The following is a 17,290-nucleotide window of genomic DNA, read 5'->3' as shown; positions in this document are numbered from 1 at the left end:
ATTCACACACCCTTCGTATCAATAGAGTCGCACACTGCCGGAGCAGCTGCGGTCAAGTCTTCATCAGACCCGAGAAAATGGAGCAGGCGCTGCAGCGGCACCCCGACCCGTTGGGCCGCGGCGGCATCGATCAGCGCCAGATGAACCACGTTGTCGCGGCCCAATGCCACAGACAGCGCCGCGCGGTCCAGCGGCAAGATCGTGCCTTTGAGGCCGGACCCTTCCGCTTCCTCGCCCACGCGCCAGGCCTGGGCAAGCTTGTTCGGACCGTCAGTTCCCGCATCACAGGCATGGGCGAGCCATGTCACTGCACCGCTTCGCGCGGCCTGCGCGATCTTTTCCGTGCCGAGCACCATGTTGCCAGCGCGCAGTTCGATGCCGAGCCGGTCGAGCAGCGCACGGGTCAGCGCGGCGCGCGTCTTTTCGGCAAGGTCGGCCGGAATGGTCAGCGGCGCACCTTTGAAGGCCCGCGCCAGCGCACCGCGCAGCTTGCCGTTCGCGACCGCAGCCGCAAGGTCCGCCTCGTTGACGCCGATCCACGCGCCCCGCCCCGGCGCACGCGCCAAGGCATCGGGCAAAACATCGCCGTCAGGCGAAAGTGCCAGCCGCACGAGCTCACCGCGCGCGTCAAGGCGCCCGGACAGCACGCATTTGCGCTCCGGCTGGGCCTCATTTGCGGAAGTCCCGGCCGGTTTGCCGCCAGAGATGTCGGAGCTTAGCGGCTCATTGTGAGGATTCCGCATGGGCGGCCTCCTCAGCTGCTGGCTCGTCCTCGAACCAGTGCGCACGCGCGGCCATGATGATCTCGTTGCCCTGCTCTTCGCTCAGGCCATATTCGCCCAGCACGCCGCCCTTGTCCTCGGCGCGCTCGGCGCGCTCGCGGTCGCGGCGGGTCTCGTTCGCGTTGTTGTTGCGGCGGCGCTGTTCGCCCCCGCGCTTCTTCGCGATGAGTTCGTCGGTGGCAAGGTCCGCCAGATCGTCGAGCGTCTTGATGCCCGCCTTGCCCAGCGTGACCAGCATGGCCTCGGTCAGGTGCGGCAGTTCGGCCAGATCGTCCTCGACTCCAAGACCACGGCGCTCTTCGCGCTGTGCTTCCTCGCGGCGCTCCAGCGCCTCGAGCGCACGGCTCTGCAGTTCCTGGCCCAGTTCCTCGTCGAAGCCTTCGATGGCCGCCAGTTCGGCGATATCGATGTAGGCGACTTCTTCCAGTTCGCTGAAGCCTTCGGCGACCAGCAGCTGCGAAAGCGTCTCGTCCACGTCGAGCTCTTCCTCGAACATCTTCGAGCGCTCGGCGAATTCCTTCTGGCGCTTCTCCGATGCTTCTGCCTCGGTCATGATGTCGATGGCCGAACCCGTCAGCGACGAAGCCAGACGCACGTTCTGCCCGCGGCGACCGATGGCGAGCGAGAGCTGGTCATCGGGCACGACGACTTCGATGCGGCTCTCTTCCTCGTCGATCACCACGCGGCTGACGGTGGCGGGCTGGAGCGCGTTGACCACGAACGTCGCGGTGTCCTCGCTCCACGGGATGATGTCGATCTTCTCGCCCTGCAGTTCCTGCACGACGGCCTGCACGCGGCTGCCCTTCATGCCGACGCAGGCGCCGACGGGATCGATGCTGCTGTCGCGGCTGATCACGCCGATCTTGGCGCGCGAACCCGGATCGCGGGCAGCGGCCTTGATCTCGATGATGCCATCGTAGATTTCAGGCACTTCCTGCGCGAACAGCTTCTTCATGAATTCAGGGTGTGCGCGGCTGAGGAAGATCTGCGGACCGCGGTTCTGGCGCTCCACCTTCATGATCCACGCCCGCACACGCTCGCCCACGCGCGGCACTTCGCGCGGGATCTGCTGGTCGCGGCGGATCACGCCTTCGGCGCGGCCGAGGTTGACGATCACGTGGCCGAATTCGACCGACTTGATCACGCCGGTGATCACTTCGCCGGCGCGGTCCTTGAATTCTTCGTACTGACGATCACGCTCGGCATCACGGACCTTCTGGAAGATCACCTGCTTGGCAGACTGCGCGTCGATGCGCCCCAGTTCCACCGCCGGCAGCGGATCAACGAGGAAATCGCCGACCTTCGAACCCGGCTGCAGCTTTTCGGCCGCCTTGAGGTCGACCTGCTTGAAGTAGTCCTCGACCTCTTCCACCACCTCGACCACGCGCCACAGACGCAGATCGCCGGTGCGCGGATCGAGCTTCGCGCGGATGTCGTTCTCGGCGCCATAGCGGTTGCGCGCCGACTTCTGGATCGCTTCTTCCATCGCCTCGATGACGATGGACTTGTCGATCATCTTCTCGGTCGCGACGGAGTTCGCAATCGCGAGCAGCTCGGCACGGTTGGCGGAAATCGCACTGGCCATGGCTTAGTCTTCCTGTTCCTCAACTAGGTCGTCCACGCCGCTGACATCCAGCGGACGGGAAGCGGCAATCAGCTTATCGGTGAGGATAAGCTTGGCATTGGCGACGAGGCTGAATGGTACTTCGTATACCACGCCATCGTCGTTGATCGAAATCATCTCTTGCGCGGCATCGAAGCCGACGAGGTCGCCCCGGAAGCGCTTGCGCCCGTCCTGCAGCTCGGTCAGCTCGATCCGCGCCTCATGCCCGGTCCACGCCGCGAAGTCCTTCGCGCGGGTCAGCGGGCGGTCGATTCCCGGCGAGCTGACCTCGAGCCGGTAGGCGTCCTCGATCAGCACTTCGCCTGCTTCTTCCAGCGCATCGATGCGGTCGGAAAAACGGTGCGAAAGCGCGGCGCAATCTTCGATTACCAGCTGGCCGGTCTCGGGCCGCTCGGCCATGATCTGGAGCGTGTGCTCCTCATCGCCGATCTCGCCACCCTTGAAATAGCGCACGCGCACGAGATCGAAGCCGAGGCTGGCAGCCTCTTCTCCGGCGATCTCGGTAATCCGTGCGATATCGTTCATGCGTGCTCCAGTAGGTCCAACACAGCAAAAGCAGCGGGTTTGGTGCCGGCCCCTTTCGGCGCCAGCCCAGACTTTGCCTTCACAATGTCGGGATGCAACGCCCCTAGGCTGATGGCCCATAAAAGGCAAGCACCAAGATTGCTCGATAGTCGGTTCCTGAAAGTCGGTGAAATTTCCCACACTTTGGCATCTAGATAAGCAAAAGCAACTAAGCCCGAAATCTGAAAGCGCGGAATTCCGCCATTTTCCGCAATTGGCACGCCCCATGCAACGCTCTTGGCATACGCCGGGCCAACTGGACGGCGCCACACTCGAAGCACAGAAGGGAACATTACCATGACCACTATCCGCAGTTTCACCGCCCCGATCTTCAGCGCAGCCGCCGCGATCGCACTCACCTTTGCCATGGTCGGCGCTGCCATCACCGCCCCCACGCAGAGCCCGCTCCACACCGCAACCGTCAGCTCGGTGTACTCGGCATGAGCGACCTGCGCTTCGAGGACCATGGGGTCCACTCGCCCAGCCCTCGCCAGGGCTTCCGTCTCAACAAGCAGCGCGGCAAGATCATGGGCGTCAGCGCCGGGATCGCCGATTACTTCGGGCTTGATGTCACGCTGGTCCGTGTGGCCTGGGTCATCGGCACGCTGGTCGGCTTCGGCTCGCTGATCCTGATCTACCTCGCCATCGGATTGATCGCCGATTGAGCCGCTCGGCCCCGACTCTCAGCCCGCATCCTCCATCAAGGCCCTTCCCGCACCCCGGGGAGGGCCTTGCAGCATCCGGGGTCGCTCAGACCGGTGGTGGCACCAGCCCGATCAGTCGCAGCACGACAGCCTGCGCCAGCATCACCACAAGCCAGTATCCACAATCAACCAGCGCAGACCGCACAGGCAACGAGCGCATGCGGTAGGACGCGGCGAGGCTCGGCACCACGAAGCCCAGCCAGATCACGAAAGCGCTGCCGATCGTCATCGTCCACACGCTGCCCTTGGGCGGCGCAAGGATCAGCGCCCCGGCGAGTATCGCGCAGAGCCACGCCTCCGCCACGAAGGCGAGCAGCAAGGTTCCGGCGATACCAGGCCCGCCGATCCGCCCGCGATCGAACAGCACCTGCCAGACGAGCCCCAGCAGCAGCCCCAAGGCGGTTGCCGCCAGAATGGCGCCGCCGTTGAGGACAATATAGATCATCAGGCGTCTTCGGCGCCCGCGAAGGGCGAGAAGTCGATATCCGTATCGAACACGTCGACGCCTTCCTGCCGCTTGAGGAAGCCGACCACTGCGTACGTCACCGGCGTCAGCACGATTTCCCACAGCACCTTGAGCGCCCAGTTCGTCCACATCACATGGATCACGTCCGCCGTGGTCCAGGTGCCAAGGAAGGCGATGGGATAGAACAGCGCGCTGTCCACCGCCTGCCCGAAGATCGTCGATCCCCAGGTGCGGGTGAACAGGTACTTGCCCCCGGTCCACACCTTCATCCGCGCAAGCACGAACGAATTTACGAATTCGCCCGCCCAGAATGCAACCACGGAGGCGATGACGATGCGCCATGTGCTGCCGAACACCGAATCATAGGTCGTCTGGCACACTGCCCCGGCCGACGTTTTCGCCACGACTTCGGCAAAGCGGGGATCGCCGCTTGAAGCGCAGCCCCAGCCATCCGACGGCGGCATCGCGACGACGACAAAGCTCATGAACGCCATGAACAGCAGCGCGAAAAAGCCGACCCACACGCAGCGCCGCGCGTGCGCATAGCCGTAGACTTCGGTGAGCACGTCGCCCAGCACATAGGAGACCGGGAAGAACAGGATGCCCGCGCCGAAAGTGTAGCCCCACACCGTGGTCAGCTTCGCCGCGCCGATCAGGTTCGAAAGCAGCAGGATCGCGACGAAGGCCGCCATCAGATAGTCGAAGAACCGGAAATGGCGGCGCGCGCCAGCGCTGCCTTCGATGCGCGGGATGTGGTGTGTGTTCATGGGCCGTGTTGCTATCGTGATTTGCGCCCATCGCAAAGCGGCCTTATGAGGCACGCCCAGAGGTAACTTCAGTGCGCGCCCTTAGCTCAGCTGGATAGAGCACCAGCCTTCTAAGCCGGTGGCCGCAGGTTCGAATCCTGCAGGGCGCGCCATCCTCTCCCCCCATGCCGCCAGCGACTTGCCACTTGCCCATTGGAGCACGCCCGGCACTTTTTTCGGCCAACTCAGTCTATTTGGTTACTCGCCTTCCAAACGCGCGTTAACACCTCCAGCCTAGCTTCCTCCCATTCGATGGGGGAAAGCCATGCCGACTGAACGTCACGTCGTTGATGCCGCGTATTGCCCGAACAGCGCCGCTTCGCCGGCCACCCCGGCCACGCGCTGGTAAACCCCCACCACGCCATCCGTTCCCAACTTTGCGCTAGAGCCTCATGGAGCGAACCTTGAAGCACGACGTTCTGCCTCAACAACCGCGCGAACCTCGCGAGCGCCGCCTGCTGCGCGGCCATATGCAGACCGAGCGCCTGGCCCCGTTCGAGATCGTCATCCGCAACATCTCTGCGCGCGGCCTGTGCGGCACGTGCAAGGGTCTGCCGCCCGTCATCGGCGAAGTTGCTGAGATCCATTTGCCCGACAACCGCTATGTCACCGCAATTGTGCGCTGGGTTGACGATCAGGTCTTCGGCGTGGAGTTCGAGGAGCCGATCAATCTCGCAATCATGCTGGATACCCTGCAACGCTTACGCGGACTTGCTGAGCGCAATGCCAGCTGGGAAGTGAAGTCCAAGCACCGCGTGAACGATCGGCGCCCCGATGTTGCGCTGCTGCGCCGCGTTTGAGACGAGCAGACGGATTCCCCGGAATGTGGCGTTGCCTCCGGGAAAACACTTACAACCAAAATGGTCGTTTCAATCTCATCTGGTAGCATTTTTATCGAACTCGCTGCCGCAATGGCACCGTTATCGATAGCGAATCCACGACCGTCCAAGTAGGCAAGCTGGACTAGTGAAATTCTGCACGGGTCGAGAAAAATGAACGATAGAACAGTAGTTTATGTCATTGAAGACAGCGTTCATCTGCGAGCCGAAATCTCGCACAATCTGAGCTCGCTGGGCATTCGCAGCGTCGTGTTCAACGATGTCGGCGAACTCCCTGCCCGCATCGATCGCGGTGTCGTCTTCATGGTGCGCCATGAATCGCCCTGCCGCGCCCTGATCGACAAGTATCGTGCTGATCGCGCACCCGTTTCGGCGAAGGTCGAATTCTCATGCAACGCCGGATTCGAGAAGGCCGTCGCAGCGATCCGGGAAGGTGCTTCGGACTTCATCGTGTGGCCGTCGGAGCCGGGCCTGCTTGACCGCGCCATTCACCGCGCTGAAGACGATCTGCGCCGCAACCAGCCGGCCAAGGCGCTCGGCGGTCGCGCCAAGGAAAAGGTCGCCATGCTCACCTCGCGCGAACGCCAGGTGCTGGGCGACGTCATCAACGGCTGCACCACCGAACGGATCGCCGCCAAGCTCGCGATCAGCCCGCGCACCGTCGACATCCATCGCCGCAACGTGCTTTCGAAGCTCAATGTGCGCAACACCGCACAGGCCATCGTGATCGCGCTGAGCTCGGGTGAATTCCACCCGGCGGGCGAAGCATTCGCAATGAGCCACGCCTACGCCTGATCGGTGTACCCAGACGGCGGATTGAGCGATGCCGTGCATCGCTACGCCCCGGTTTGGCAAATGAATATGGTTAACACCTTCGGGTCGCACAGGGTTACCTGCTGAAGGTTTGCGCGCAATCGTCCCAAATTATTGCGCGCCAAGAAGAGAAGAGCGGCGCCCGGCCATTTCCATGTCCGGGTCGACATGTCTCCGTCAGTGATCTGACACCGGGCTGCCCCTTGCCGGACGCCGCCCGTCCCGATCGGTTCCGTTGCGAGCGGACGATTGTGTCTTCCGGTCACGACCTCGGTGCCGGAACAGACGAGTTCCCCGTCTGTTCCGGCCCTATACTCCCATACGGATTAACACATAACAGAGGTTTGCGGTACAAACCCAACACGCGTATCTTGATGGCATGGTCGTCGTGTCGGGGGGCAAGGCGCCTGAACCGGGTTCTCCGGTCCGTAATAACATACGCCGGGCGTCAGCGCGGCAAAAAGGGGCGTGGGGACGATGTCGGACAGGCGCATTGATGCGCGGGCGGCTCCGCCGATTGCAGCCGCGTTGGCGGCTATTCTGGTCATTGCCGAATTGCGCGCCACCATCGCCATGCCGGCTTTAGCTTTGATTGCGCTCGCTTTCGTCCTTCTCGTTTGGACAGCCGTCCATCTGGTGGTGGTGCGCGCCGAGTTGCTCGCACAGCTTGATGTCGCGCGGATCGCGGCCAATGCGATCGAGCAGATCATCTGGATCGAAGCCTATCCATCGGGCGAGACTGCCTTCGCCACCGCCACTTACGAGCAGGTCTGGGGCCACGACGCACTCACCCTGTTTCAGGCCGCTGAGTCGCGGCTCGATGCAGTCCATGCCGATGATCGCCAGCGTGTGCGGCGCGAGATCAGGGCGGGTCAGGCCGGGCTGGAGACCTTTCGCAGCGAATTTCGCATGAGCACCGCATCGGGCGAAGAGCGCATCATGCACGTCAAGTTCCACCCGCACGAACTCAAGGGCAGGCGCACCGGATACTGGATCGGCTTTGCCACCGACGTGACCGAAGAGCGGCGCTACCACGCCAGCATCGCCCGCAATCGCCGTGCGCTGCGCGCACTCGCGCTGGTCAACGCGGCCATTTCGCAGGCACAGTCCCGCTCGGAGCTGCACAAGCTCGTCTGCCAGAGCCTCATCGAAGGCGATGGCTACGCCGCCGCATGGATCGGGCTCAGGGAGATGGGGCCTATCGCCAAGATCCGCGTCACCGCCCATGCGGCAACGCATGCAGACTACATTACCGCGCTGGATATCCGCCCGAACGATCCGGTCTTGGGCCAGGGCCCGACCGCGCGGGCCATGCGTGATGGCGAGGTCTCGGTGTGCCACTCCGTCGCGGAAGATCCCGAGCTTGCGCCCTGGCGTGAAGCGGCCCTGCGCCAAGGCTTTCAGGCCATCGCCGCCTTCCCGCTGCTGCACGATGGCAACGCATTCGGCACGCTTACGCTCTATTCCGACGAGGCGGGCGCCTTTGCCGATGATGAGGTCCGCATCCTCGAGGAAATGAGCGTCAGCCTCGCGCAGGGTCTCGTGATGATCGAGGCCAAGACAGAACTCCTCAACAGTCGCAAGATGGAGTTGATCGGCCAGATCTCAGGCGAACTGTCTCATGATTTCAACAATATCCTCGGCATCATTGCGACGCACGCGCAAATCGGTGGGCGCGAGGCGGAGAGCGATGCCGCGCGCGATCGCTTTGGCTTGATCGCGCAAGCGGCACTTCGCGGCGTCGATATCACCCGATCGCTGCTCGGCATCGCGCGCCATCCGCGCGGCATTCCCGAAGTGGCCGACGTCAACAACCTGACGATGCGGCTCATCTCGTTGATCCGTGCCGCGGTCGGCCCGGGCATCGATGTGCAGGCGCAGCTGTGGGATACGCCGCTGCCGGTGGAGATCGACCCCGCCGGGTTCAACAACGCACTGGTCAACCTCGCGATCAACGCGCGTGATGCGATGGGTGAGCACGGCGTGCTGACCCTGCGCACCTGGCTCAGCGATGCGCCGGAAGGCTGCCCCAGCCGTGAAGGCCTGCCCGCCGGCCTGCGCCGCGTCCCGCTGGTGATCATCGAAGCGGCCGATACCGGCTCCGGCATGACGGAAGACGTGCGCGAACATGCCTTCGAGCCGTTCTTCTCCACCAAGGGGCCCAACAAGGGCACGGGCCTCGGCCTTTCGGCCGTGCTCGGCTTCGCCGTGCACCACGGGGGCACCGCCCGTGTGCTCAGCAGCAGCCCCGAAGGGACCACGATCCAGATCGTCCTTCCTGCAAGCAGCGGCCTTGCCGATGCGGGCAGCCGCCGTCCGGTCGCCCTCCCCGCGCCCAAGCCTGCCAAGCTGCGCGTCCTGATCGTCGATAACGAACCCGATCTGCTCAGCGGGATGGTCGAGACGCTCAGCCTTGCCGGCCACAAGCCGACCGGGTTCACCACCTCGCGCGAGGCGCTGGACGCGCTTTCCCGCCATAAGTTCGATGTGCTGATCTGCGATCTGCTGCTCGACAATGGCGAGGATGGCACCGTGCTGGCCCGCCAGGCTGCGCTCAAGGATCCGCAGATGCGCGTGATCGTGATGTCTGGCAATGCTGCCCGCCACGCCGAATCCGATCTGGCATGGCCGCTGCTCGAAAAGCCGTTTTCGGTCGATACACTGATCGGCCAGCTGCAAAGCGCGCTGGCTGCTACTAAGGCCGCCTAGCTCGCGGTGATATCAGCGCGCTTGGCGTGGCTTGCTGCCAGCGTCTGCGAAAGCAGGCTGAGATCCAGCGGTTTGCGCAGCATGTGCCAGTGCGGCTTGAGCAGGCTTTCGTCGGGGAAATAGCCGCTCATCAGGATGATCCCGATGCTCGGATTTTGTGCCTCGACTTCATGGGCAAGCTCGACACCGCTGCGCTCAGGCATCACGACATCGGTCAGCAGGATATCGAATTCACTGCCCGAAAGCGCCTCGATCGCCTCGGCAGCATTGAGCGCGGGCGTTGCGACATAGCCTTCCATGCGCAGGATCTCGACCACCGCATCAAGCGCATGGACCTCATCCTCAACCACCAGCACCCGCGCAGTCCGCACCACACGCGGCCTTGCAACGGCGGCGACCGGCGCGATGTGCGGTTCTTCCGCTCCGGCCTCACCGGCAATCGGGAGATGGATGCAGATGTCGGTGCCCGTCGGCAGCGCTGTGATCCGCGCATCCCCGCCGATCGAGCGTGCCCAGGTGCGGGCCGAACGCAGCGGAAAATCCGCGCCATCGGGCCGCGCCAGCGCCTGCGGATCGAGCATGAGCCGCACGGTTTGCTCGTCCATCGCCGGACCATCGTGGATCACCTTGATGACGATCCAGCCGCCCTCCGAGACAGGTGCGTCCGCATCTGGCCCCACGTCCGAGCGATAGGTGGATATCGTTATCGATCCGCCATCCGGCATTGCGCCGCGGGCATGCACGATCACGTTGGTCAGCATCGTGACCAGTTCCGTCCGGCCGACCCTGACAGCCGCCTGCCCCGCGCCGCCGATGAAATCGAGCGTGAAGTCCGATGGCAGCGCCGCGGCAAGAAAGGCCAGGTTCGAGCGGATCGTCTGATCGAGCGGGATCGGAGTTGCCTCCACGTCGCGGTGGCCGGTCAACCGCTCCAGCGAAAGCACGAGGTCGCCCACATGACGCGTCGCCGCCTCGATCGCGGCCCGGCTGGTCTCGGCGCTGCCGCCCGACCGCGCCAGATTGGCGACGTTGAGACGGATGATCGAGAGGTAATTGGTCAGGTCATGAACGATGTAGCGCCCAAGGCGCTGCGTGCGGTCCAGCAGTTCAAGCGCCTCGGATTGCGCATTGGCGAGGTCGATTGCTGCCTGCCGCGCCTCGGCCAGCAGCGCGCGCTGCATCCCGATCAGGGTCAGCGCGGGGACCGAGGCATCGATCTGCGAAAAGTCGGAGATGTGCAGCCCCTGCCCTTCGATGATGAAGTCCTCGGGCACGATGTTGAGCGCCAGCAGGTATCCGTCGTCGGTCGAGAAGACGATCCCGGCAAGGCGGATGTTCTTGCGCTTGCAGAACAACTCGAGCCGCTCGGGCGTATCGGCCATCGCCGGAATCGCGGTTTCAAGCGGCGTGGCGATCTCGTCGTCGCGGTCTTGCCGCAACGAGAACAGTTCCGCGATCGACGCGCCGGGCACCACGGCCGTATCCCGGTTGAGGTAGAACGGCCCCACCGTCATTACCACTAGCGCCGCATCCACCTTGATATAGGCGCGAAACAGCGCCCCAAGTTGCGACTCACGGATGGTGACGGCCGGTTTCATCGCCGCTCAGGTCCTGTCGAGCTCGATCGCGAAGTCGATCACCGTTCCAGCCGCATTCTCGGTGCGCTCAGCGACGTGAACGGTGCCGGTCTCGTTCAGCCGGTCCATCAGCCCTTCGAGCAGGCCGATCACGAACGCTTCCAGACCCGTCCGCTCAGAACGATAGCGCACCAGCAGGCGCTGGCGCGTCTCGTCGAGCAGCGTGAAGGAGGGCACCCGCGCATCGGGCATGGCCAGCACGACCGAACGGTGCATCCGATCGAGGTTGTTGATGAAAGTGACGAGATCCTGCCCGGTGAAGTCCATGATCGGACCAAAAGAACTGAGCTCGGCATAGCGCACCCAGTAGCGCCCGAAATCGCGCAGCGCTTCCTCCACCGGCAGCCCGAGGTGGGCAGCCGAAGCCGAGATGAGCGCAATGGTCTTGGAATCGTCGTAGACGCACAGGCTGATGAGATCGGCCGGGCCCGTGCCCGTCTCCCGCTCGACCTTCGTCCACGTCGACGCGCCGAGCCGGTCATGCATCATCTGGCGAAGCGCGCGGTGAGCCATTCCATACATGGTATCAGCGCTCCGCTTCAGGTCTGGCGCGAAGCCGGGGCCGCAGCATTCGCCGCTTCCGCCATCTGTTCGGCAAGCGAGGCGACCCGGGCAACCTGCTCGTCAATGCGGTCGAGCTTCGCAGTCAGGTAATCGGCCTGCTCGCGCGAGAGGCCGGGGCACAGCGCCGAACGCAGGTTGCCGGTGGCAAGCCCGATGACATTGAGCGGCTGACGCAGCTCATGCAGGCAGTCCGCAACTCTGGAAACGTTCTCAATTGCCATTCTTGTTCATGCCCCCAAAGATCCCGCCGCTTACCTCTGCTCGCATCGCTCAATCGAATACTAAGCATATACGGTAGTTTCTCGGTAGTCCTAGGCATTTACCGTGAGCCAATCGATTCGGATCGGTGCCACATTGGCACCAATCAGACGTTGATTGATACGATTGCATTGGACATGCGCAACTTTGACGGGAACAAATCCCAAAGCGGATGTAATTCTCCGGCACAAGCGATATATATCACAGGGTCATGAACGCGAAGGCGATTTCAGAGCGAGACAATGCACAGTGCCGGATCCTGGTCGTCGATGACGACCGGGCGACGGCCGAAGAGGTCGTGGAAGCAGCGCACCTCCTCGGATACCAGTGCGGCTTTGCTCTCGATGCGGCGTCCGCCCTGCGCACGATTGCCGAGGACGAAACCATCGGCATCGTGGTGACCGATGTGCAGATGCCCGGCATGACCGGCCTGTCTCTGCTCGACGAGCTCTCCTCCCGCTTTGCCACCCAGCGCCCGCTTGTCACACTGGTCATCACCGGATTCGGCAGCATCGACGTTGCCGTCGCCGCCATGCGCAACGAAGCTGCGGATTTTCTGACCAAACCCGTCTCGCGTGATGATCTTGCAGCCGCGCTGCGCCGCGCCATGCGCAAGTGGCTGCGCCTGTGCGGCGAACGCTCGCTCGCCGCGCTCAGCGCCAGCTTGCGCGGACCCGTCAGCGAAGCCGGTCAGCCGGCGTCTGCCGTCGCCGCCCCGCTGGCACCGGTGGACGATACCGAATTGCTCAAGATCACCCGCAAGCTCGTGCGCATGCGCGAACAGCGCGGTCAGTTTCTCAATCCGGCGCTATTCTCGGATCCGATGTGGGACATCCTGCTCGATCTCACCTCGGCGCGGCTAGAGCAGAAAACCGTGCCGGTCTCCAGCGTCTGCCAGGCCGCCGGCGTGCCGATGAGCACCGCGCTGCGCCAGATTCGCAGCCTCGTCGACATGGGCCTGATTCGCCGCTGGTCCGATCCGCTCGACCGCCGCCGCGATCTCCTCGCCATCAATGACGAGGCGATGGAAGCGATGCGCCAGTACCTGACCTATCTGAGAGACCGCGTCGGCGTCTGAGCCGACAGCACCGCCGTGCACTGGCGCCTTGACGGCGCCCGCGGAACGGGTGACCACAACGGCGATGCATTCGCCAACAGACGGAACCATCCGCCAGAAAGGCGCGGACTATCGCCCGGAAATCGACGGCCTGCGCGCCTTCGCGGTTGTCTCGGTCATCCTCTTTCACATCGACGCCGCGCTGCTGCCGGGGGGCCTTGCGGGCGTCGACGTATTCTTCGTCATCAGCGGCTACCTGATCACCAGCAAGATCCTGACCGAAGCCGACGAAGGGACATTTTCGCTCGCGCGCTTCTGGCTGCGGCGGCTGCGGCGGATCGCCCCGGCGCTCCTCGTGGTTCTGCTGTGCACCGCGGTGGCAGCGGCCTTGATCCTGCCGCCGATACAGTTGGCGCAATTCGGCAAGGCCATCATCGCCGCCGTTCTGCCGGTTTCCAATTTCTACCTGCACCACCAGCCGACTGGCTATTTCTCTTCGGATTCGCGGACCAATCCCCTGATCCACATGTGGTCGCTTGCGGTGGAAGAGCAGTTCTACCTGCTCTATCCGGTCGTTCTGCTGGCGATCCTGCGGTTCAAGCCCCGCGCGCTTCCGGCAATCTTTGCGCTGGCTCTGCTGCTGTCGCTGGCACTTGCAGCGGTGCTCACACCCCGCTCGCCCGGAGCCGCCTTCTATTATCTGCCTCCGCGCGCGTGGGAGCTCATGCTCGGCGGCGTAGTCGCGCTGTTCGAGCGGGCTGAGAACTGGACCTTGCCGGCGGCTCGCCGCACCCGCCCAGTGATCTGGCTGAGCCTAGCCGGGCTTGTCACGGCCACGCTGATACCGGGTGAAAGAGGCTGGTTTCCCTGGCCGGGGGCGCTGCTGCCCTGTGTTAGCGCAGCTGCCCTGATCGCCTTGCTGCGCCCGTCCGATGGCGTTGCCCGAATACTGTCGGCGCCGCCACTCGTCTTCGTGGGCCTTATCTCCTACAGCCTTTACCTGTGGCACCAGCCCGCCTTAGCGCTGACCCGCGCGATCAGCCTCAATGCCCTGACGCCGACTGCCTATGTAGCGATCATAATTGCCGTCTTCGTCCTATCCTGGGCGAGCTGGCGTCTTGTCGAACAACCGTTTCGGCGGCGGGATCTGCTGAGCGACCGGCAGGTGATCGCCGGGATCGCTGTAGTCGCCGCAGCGTTGATCGCGGGCGGCTTCGCATGCTGGTACACACGCGGCTGGCCGGACCGCCTATCGGCGCAGACCCGAGACCTCATGACCATGTCCCAAGCAGAATCCCTGCGGCGAAGGGATTGCGGGACCGACGACCAAGGCAATCCTAGATGCGCGAACATGGCGCACTGGCCGCCCAGCCTTGCCCTGATCGGCGATTCCCACGCCTTCGCCTTGTCCGAAGGTTTCTCCCCACTCGCTGCCGAGAACGGTCGGGGCACGCTCACCTTGTGGCGCTCCGCTTGTGCGCCGATCCTCGGACACAGCAATGACCATCACGTGGCCAAGTGCATGCGCTTCATGGATACAGCCTCGCGCCGGATCGCGGACAACCGCTCGATCAGCAAGGTGATTCTGGTGTCACGCTGGGCACTGCACCTCGAACGGCAGACGTTCGACAACGGCGAGGGCGGCGTCGAGGCGCCGATCAGCGGTAAGCCTCTGCCCCTTGGCAACCGCGACGCTGCCAGGTTCGAGCAAGGCCTCGAGGCAATGATCGGCCGCTTTCAGCAAGCGGGAAAGACGGTCGTGATCCTGGGTCCGGTGCCGGAAGTGGGCTGGAACGTGCCGGAATACATCTGGAAGACGTCGCTGCTGGCGCACCAAGCCGCCCCCACAACGAGCTATGCACACTTTCGCTCACGCCAGAGCCGGACCTTCCGGATGCTGGACAATGTGGCAAGGCGGACCGGTGCAACTGTGGTCTACCCGGACCGGGCCTTCTGCTCGGCAGCGACCGGCCGCTGCATCACCGCGGATGGGATGGTGCCATTCTACACCGACGATGATCACATCAGCGCTGCAGGCACCCGTGCGATCATGCAGCGCTTCGCTGATCAGTTGCTGAGATAGATCGTCCGTCCGGGCCGGATATTGTATGCGGAAGTGGTGCGCCCGGCGGGATTCGAACCCACGGCCCCCAGATTAGGAATCTGGTGCTCTATCCGGCTGAGCTACGGGCGCCCCCGCCATGCCTTTACGCACCGGGCGCGGCTCTGGCAATCAGTTGACCTCGCCGGGCGGCACCAAAGGCACGATCACCGGCGCGACGGGCACGCCTTCCTCGATCAGGCCCTGCACTTCGGATGCGCTGGCGCGGCCATGGATCATCGCGTGATCCTTCTCGCCGTAATGCATCGCTCGTGCGTCCTCGGCAAAGCTCTCGCCGACCCAGGTGGAAGACTTGAGCATCTCGGTCTGCACCGCGGCCACCGCCTTGAGCATGGCAACGGCTTCGGGCGGGATCGGCCCTGCCGCCATCGGCTGCGCGGCCTCGTGATTCGGCCCGGGATTTGGCGGAGCGACCGGCGCTGGCAGTTGGTTGCCTTTGCGCGTCAGACGCGGCGCGGAAAGCGCCTTGTCCACTTCGGGCGCGCCGCAAGTCGGGCAGGTGACGAGCCCGCGCGCCTGTTGGCTGGCGAAATCGTCCGAACTGGCGAACCACCCTTCAAAACGGTGCCCGCCTGCACGGCATTCAAGATCGAACACAATCATGGTGCGTCAGATTTAGGCATGGGCCGCCGGTTGGCAAGGCTGGGAACCTGCGCGCGCACTTCGGCAATTCGGGCAAGGTCGATCTCGGCAAAGCCGAGAGCGCCATCAGGGCCGGCGGTTTCGCCCATATCGAGCACCACATCGCCCCAAGGATCGACCACAAGGCTATGCCCATAGGTCTCGCGCCCGTCCTCATGGCGGCCAACTTGCGCGGCGGAGATGACGAAAGCGCTCGCCTCGACCGCCCGCGCGCGCTGCATCAGGTGCCAGTGCGCCCGGCCGGTGGGCACGGTAAATGCTGCCGGAATGGCGATGACGTCACACTTGCGTTGGCCCAGCGCTTCGAACAGCGCGGGGAAGCGGATGTCGTAGCAGATGGCAAGGCCCAGCCGGCCGAGCGGGGTATCGTCCACCGTCACCACGGCTTCGCCCGGCTGATAGGCTGCGGATTCGCGCCATGTCTCGCCGGTCGCCAGATCGACATCGAACATGTGGATCTTGTCGTAGCGCGCCGCGATCTCGCCAGTGGGGGTAATCACGAAGGCCCGGTTGGCCCAGCGGGTTCCTTCCGCCTTGACCGCCAGACTGCCGATATGAACCCAGATGCCCGCCTTGGCTGCGGCATTGCGCACTTCGGCAAGCACCGGGCTCTCTGCTTCGGGCACAACGTGGCGGCTGCCGCGCGCGCGGTCGCGGTCAAGCAGGCCCGACATTTCGGGGGTGAACAGCATCGCGGCGCCCTCACCCGCCGCCTGCCCGGCCGCAGCCGCCATCGCGGCGGCATTTGCGGCTGGATCGATCCCCGTGGTCATCTGCAGCAGCGCAATACGCCGCATGTCAGCGCTCATGCCGCAAGCATGGGATCGAGTTTGCCAGCCGATTCCAGCGCGGCCAGATCATCCGAACCGCCGACATGCTGGCCGTTGATAAAGATCTGGGGCACGGTCATCGCACCCGGCGCGCGTTCCAGCATCTCGGTCCGCTTCTCGCCGCCGAAGGTGATGTCGTACTCGGTGACGTTCGCACCCTTGCGGCCGAGCAGCGCCAGCGCGCGGCTGCAATAAGGGCAGCCCCATTTCGTGTAGATCTCGACAGTGGCAACAGGGTTCGCAGCTTCGCTCATGGGGACCTCTTGAAAACGCAAAATCGCTAACACACATGGTTGTTCGTGTCATGCGCTGCAAGGCGGGCGTGACCACAACCAACCGGCGGGGCGCCATTTCGGGCCCAGCCAAAGTGCCAATTGCTCAAACACGAGGATTGCAACCATGGAACGTTTCGATTTCACCCCCTATCGCCGCTCGACCGTGGGCTTCGACCGCCTGTTCGACCTGCTCGAACGCCAGGCCCGCGCCAATGCCGGCGACAACTACCCTCCGTTCAACATCGAACGCCGCGGCGATGACGAATACCGCATCACGCTCGCCGTCGCGGGCTTCAAGCCGCACGATCTCGACATCACCGCGCAGCAGAACCTGCTGGTCATCAAGGGCCAGCGCACCGAAGCGCAGGACGGCCACTTCCTCCACGTCGGCATCGCCAACCGCGCCTTCGAGCGCCGGTTCGAGCTCGCTGATTTCGTCCGCGTCGAGAGCGCCGATCTGGCTGACGGCCTGCTCGTGATCGACCTCGTTCGCGAAGTGCCCGAAGCGATGAAGCCCAAGAAGGTGCTGATCGGCGGCAGCAACGCCAAGCCGCTCACCGTGGTCGACGGCGACGCCAGCGCCGCGGCCTGAGCCGAA

The 17,290-nt window shown here is 64.0% G+C and carries 20 protein-coding genes and 2 tRNA genes; 9 read left to right on the top strand and 13 right to left on the bottom strand.

Annotated features, from left to right (window positions below; all coding sequences use genetic code 11):
* Window positions 1-2: 2 nt before the first annotated feature.
* Genes NSE01_RS13185 through NSE01_RS13170 form a run of 4 tightly spaced genes read right to left on the bottom strand, consistent with a single transcriptional unit; the run spans window position 3 to window position 3,269 of the window.
* Window positions 3-743, bottom strand: coding sequence for a DUF448 domain-containing protein (locus NSE01_RS13185; RefSeq protein ID WP_147160104.1), 741 nt, complete (start codon window positions 741-743; stop codon window positions 3-5).
* Complete coding sequence (nusA, locus tag NSE01_RS13180; protein WP_147160103.1) at window positions 724-2,367, bottom strand: transcription termination factor NusA; 1,644 nt, start codon at window positions 2,365-2,367, stop codon at window positions 724-726. Before nusA ends, NSE01_RS13185 begins: the two co-directional genes overlap by 20 nt.
* A gap of 3 nt (window positions 2,368-2,370) precedes the next feature.
* Entirely contained in the window at window positions 2,371-2,931 is a 561-nt protein-coding gene (gene rimP / locus NSE01_RS13175; protein ID WP_147160102.1) for a ribosome maturation protein RimP, read from the bottom strand.
* Window positions 2,928-3,269, bottom strand: coding sequence for a hypothetical protein (locus tag NSE01_RS13170; protein WP_147160101.1), 342 nt, complete (start codon window positions 3,267-3,269; stop codon window positions 2,928-2,930). Before NSE01_RS13170 ends, rimP begins: the two co-directional genes overlap by 4 nt.
* On the opposite strand from NSE01_RS13170, the gene NSE01_RS21325 reads away from it, so the two are divergent.
* Complete coding sequence (locus NSE01_RS21325; RefSeq protein ID WP_170233837.1) at window positions 3,268-3,414, top strand: hypothetical protein; 147 nt, start codon at window positions 3,268-3,270, stop codon at window positions 3,412-3,414. The two genes, NSE01_RS13170 and NSE01_RS21325, sit on opposite strands and share 2 nt — an antisense overlap.
* Complete coding sequence (locus NSE01_RS13165) at window positions 3,411-3,635, top strand: PspC domain-containing protein (RefSeq protein ID WP_147160100.1); 225 nt, start codon at window positions 3,411-3,413, stop codon at window positions 3,633-3,635. The genes NSE01_RS21325 and NSE01_RS13165 overlap by 4 nt, the downstream gene beginning before the upstream one ends.
* A gap of 85 nt (window positions 3,636-3,720) precedes the next feature.
* Here NSE01_RS13165 and NSE01_RS13160 read toward each other — a convergent pair whose 3' ends face one another.
* On the bottom strand, window positions 3,721-4,119 hold the full coding sequence (locus NSE01_RS13160; protein ID WP_147160099.1) for a DUF1761 domain-containing protein: 399 nt from the start codon (window positions 4,117-4,119) through the stop codon (window positions 3,721-3,723).
* Window positions 4,119-4,907, bottom strand: a complete 789-nt coding sequence (locus tag NSE01_RS13155; RefSeq protein ID WP_147160098.1) for a queuosine precursor transporter — start codon at window positions 4,905-4,907, stop codon at window positions 4,119-4,121. Before NSE01_RS13155 ends, NSE01_RS13160 begins: the two co-directional genes overlap by 1 nt.
* A gap of 75 nt (window positions 4,908-4,982) precedes the next feature.
* On the opposite strand from NSE01_RS13155, the gene NSE01_RS13150 reads away from it, so the two are divergent.
* The 4 genes from NSE01_RS13150 (at window position 4,983) to NSE01_RS13135 (ending at window position 9,307) form a co-directional block, all read left to right on the top strand.
* A tRNA-Arg gene (locus NSE01_RS13150) sits at window positions 4,983-5,059 on the top strand.
* 291 nt (window positions 5,060-5,350) lie between these two features.
* On the top strand, window positions 5,351-5,746 hold the full coding sequence (locus NSE01_RS13145) for a PilZ domain-containing protein (RefSeq protein ID WP_170233836.1): 396 nt from the start codon (window positions 5,351-5,353) through the stop codon (window positions 5,744-5,746).
* A gap of 192 nt (window positions 5,747-5,938) precedes the next feature.
* Complete coding sequence (locus NSE01_RS13140) at window positions 5,939-6,580, top strand: response regulator transcription factor (RefSeq protein ID WP_147160096.1); 642 nt, start codon at window positions 5,939-5,941, stop codon at window positions 6,578-6,580.
* Window positions 6,581-7,075: 495 nt separating this feature from the next.
* Window positions 7,076-9,307 (top strand): GAF domain-containing protein, encoded by a 2,232-nt coding sequence (locus NSE01_RS13135; RefSeq protein ID WP_147160095.1) that lies wholly within the window; start codon window positions 7,076-7,078, stop codon window positions 9,305-9,307.
* Here NSE01_RS13135 and NSE01_RS13130 read toward each other — a convergent pair.
* The 3 genes from NSE01_RS13130 to NSE01_RS13120 are packed head-to-tail and all read right to left on the bottom strand — an operon-like array spanning window position 9,304 to window position 11,729.
* Window positions 9,304-10,905, bottom strand: coding sequence for a response regulator (locus NSE01_RS13130; protein WP_147160094.1), 1,602 nt, complete (start codon window positions 10,903-10,905; stop codon window positions 9,304-9,306). The two genes, NSE01_RS13135 and NSE01_RS13130, sit on opposite strands and share 4 nt — an antisense overlap.
* A gap of 6 nt (window positions 10,906-10,911) precedes the next feature.
* Entirely contained in the window at window positions 10,912-11,466 is a 555-nt protein-coding gene (locus NSE01_RS13125; RefSeq protein ID WP_147160093.1) for a heme NO-binding domain-containing protein, read from the bottom strand.
* A 17-nt stretch (window positions 11,467-11,483) separates the two neighbouring features.
* Window positions 11,484-11,729, bottom strand: coding sequence for a histidine kinase dimerization/phospho-acceptor domain-containing protein (locus NSE01_RS13120; protein ID WP_147160092.1), 246 nt, complete (start codon window positions 11,727-11,729; stop codon window positions 11,484-11,486).
* Between the two features lie 248 nt (window positions 11,730-11,977).
* Between NSE01_RS13120 and NSE01_RS13115 the strand changes: the two genes are divergently transcribed.
* Together NSE01_RS13115 and NSE01_RS13110 are read left to right on the top strand one after the other, a co-directional pair.
* Window positions 11,978-12,844: a response regulator gene (locus NSE01_RS13115; protein ID WP_147160091.1), complete on the top strand. Its 867-nt coding sequence runs from the start codon at window positions 11,978-11,980 to the stop codon at window positions 12,842-12,844.
* Window positions 12,845-12,908: 64 nt separating this feature from the next.
* Entirely contained in the window at window positions 12,909-14,906 is a 1,998-nt protein-coding gene (locus NSE01_RS13110; RefSeq protein ID WP_147160090.1) for an acyltransferase family protein, read from the top strand.
* Between the two features lie 34 nt (window positions 14,907-14,940).
* On the opposite strand, the gene NSE01_RS13105 is transcribed toward NSE01_RS13110, so the two are convergent.
* The 4 genes from NSE01_RS13105 to grxC form a co-directional block, all read right to left on the bottom strand.
* A tRNA-Arg gene (locus NSE01_RS13105) sits at window positions 14,941-15,017 on the bottom strand.
* A 39-nt stretch (window positions 15,018-15,056) separates the two neighbouring features.
* Window positions 15,057-15,548 (bottom strand): DUF1178 family protein, encoded by a 492-nt coding sequence (locus NSE01_RS13100; RefSeq protein WP_147160089.1) that lies wholly within the window; start codon window positions 15,546-15,548, stop codon window positions 15,057-15,059.
* The gene (locus NSE01_RS13095; RefSeq protein WP_147160088.1) at window positions 15,545-16,384 is read right to left on the bottom strand and encodes a carbon-nitrogen hydrolase family protein; all 840 of its coding nucleotides are present in this window, start codon (window positions 16,382-16,384) and stop codon (window positions 15,545-15,547) included. Before NSE01_RS13095 ends, NSE01_RS13100 begins: the two co-directional genes overlap by 4 nt.
* Window positions 16,385-16,392: 8 nt before the next feature.
* Window positions 16,393-16,671 carry a glutaredoxin 3 gene (gene grxC / locus NSE01_RS13090; protein WP_147160087.1) on the bottom strand — a complete coding sequence of 93 codons (279 nt, stop codon included), beginning with the start codon at window positions 16,669-16,671 and terminating at the stop codon, window positions 16,393-16,395.
* A 145-nt stretch (window positions 16,672-16,816) separates the two neighbouring features.
* On the opposite strand from grxC, the gene NSE01_RS13085 reads away from it, so the two are divergent.
* Window positions 16,817-17,284, top strand: coding sequence for an Hsp20 family protein (locus NSE01_RS13085; RefSeq protein WP_147160086.1), 468 nt, complete (start codon window positions 16,817-16,819; stop codon window positions 17,282-17,284).
* Window positions 17,285-17,290: the final 6 nt, after the last annotated feature.

The sequence above is a fragment of the Novosphingobium sediminis genome, assembly GCF_007991615.1.
Lineage (GTDB): Bacteria > Pseudomonadota > Alphaproteobacteria > Sphingomonadales > Sphingomonadaceae > Novosphingobium > Novosphingobium sediminis.
This window is presented reverse-complemented; position numbering and strand designations above follow the sequence as displayed.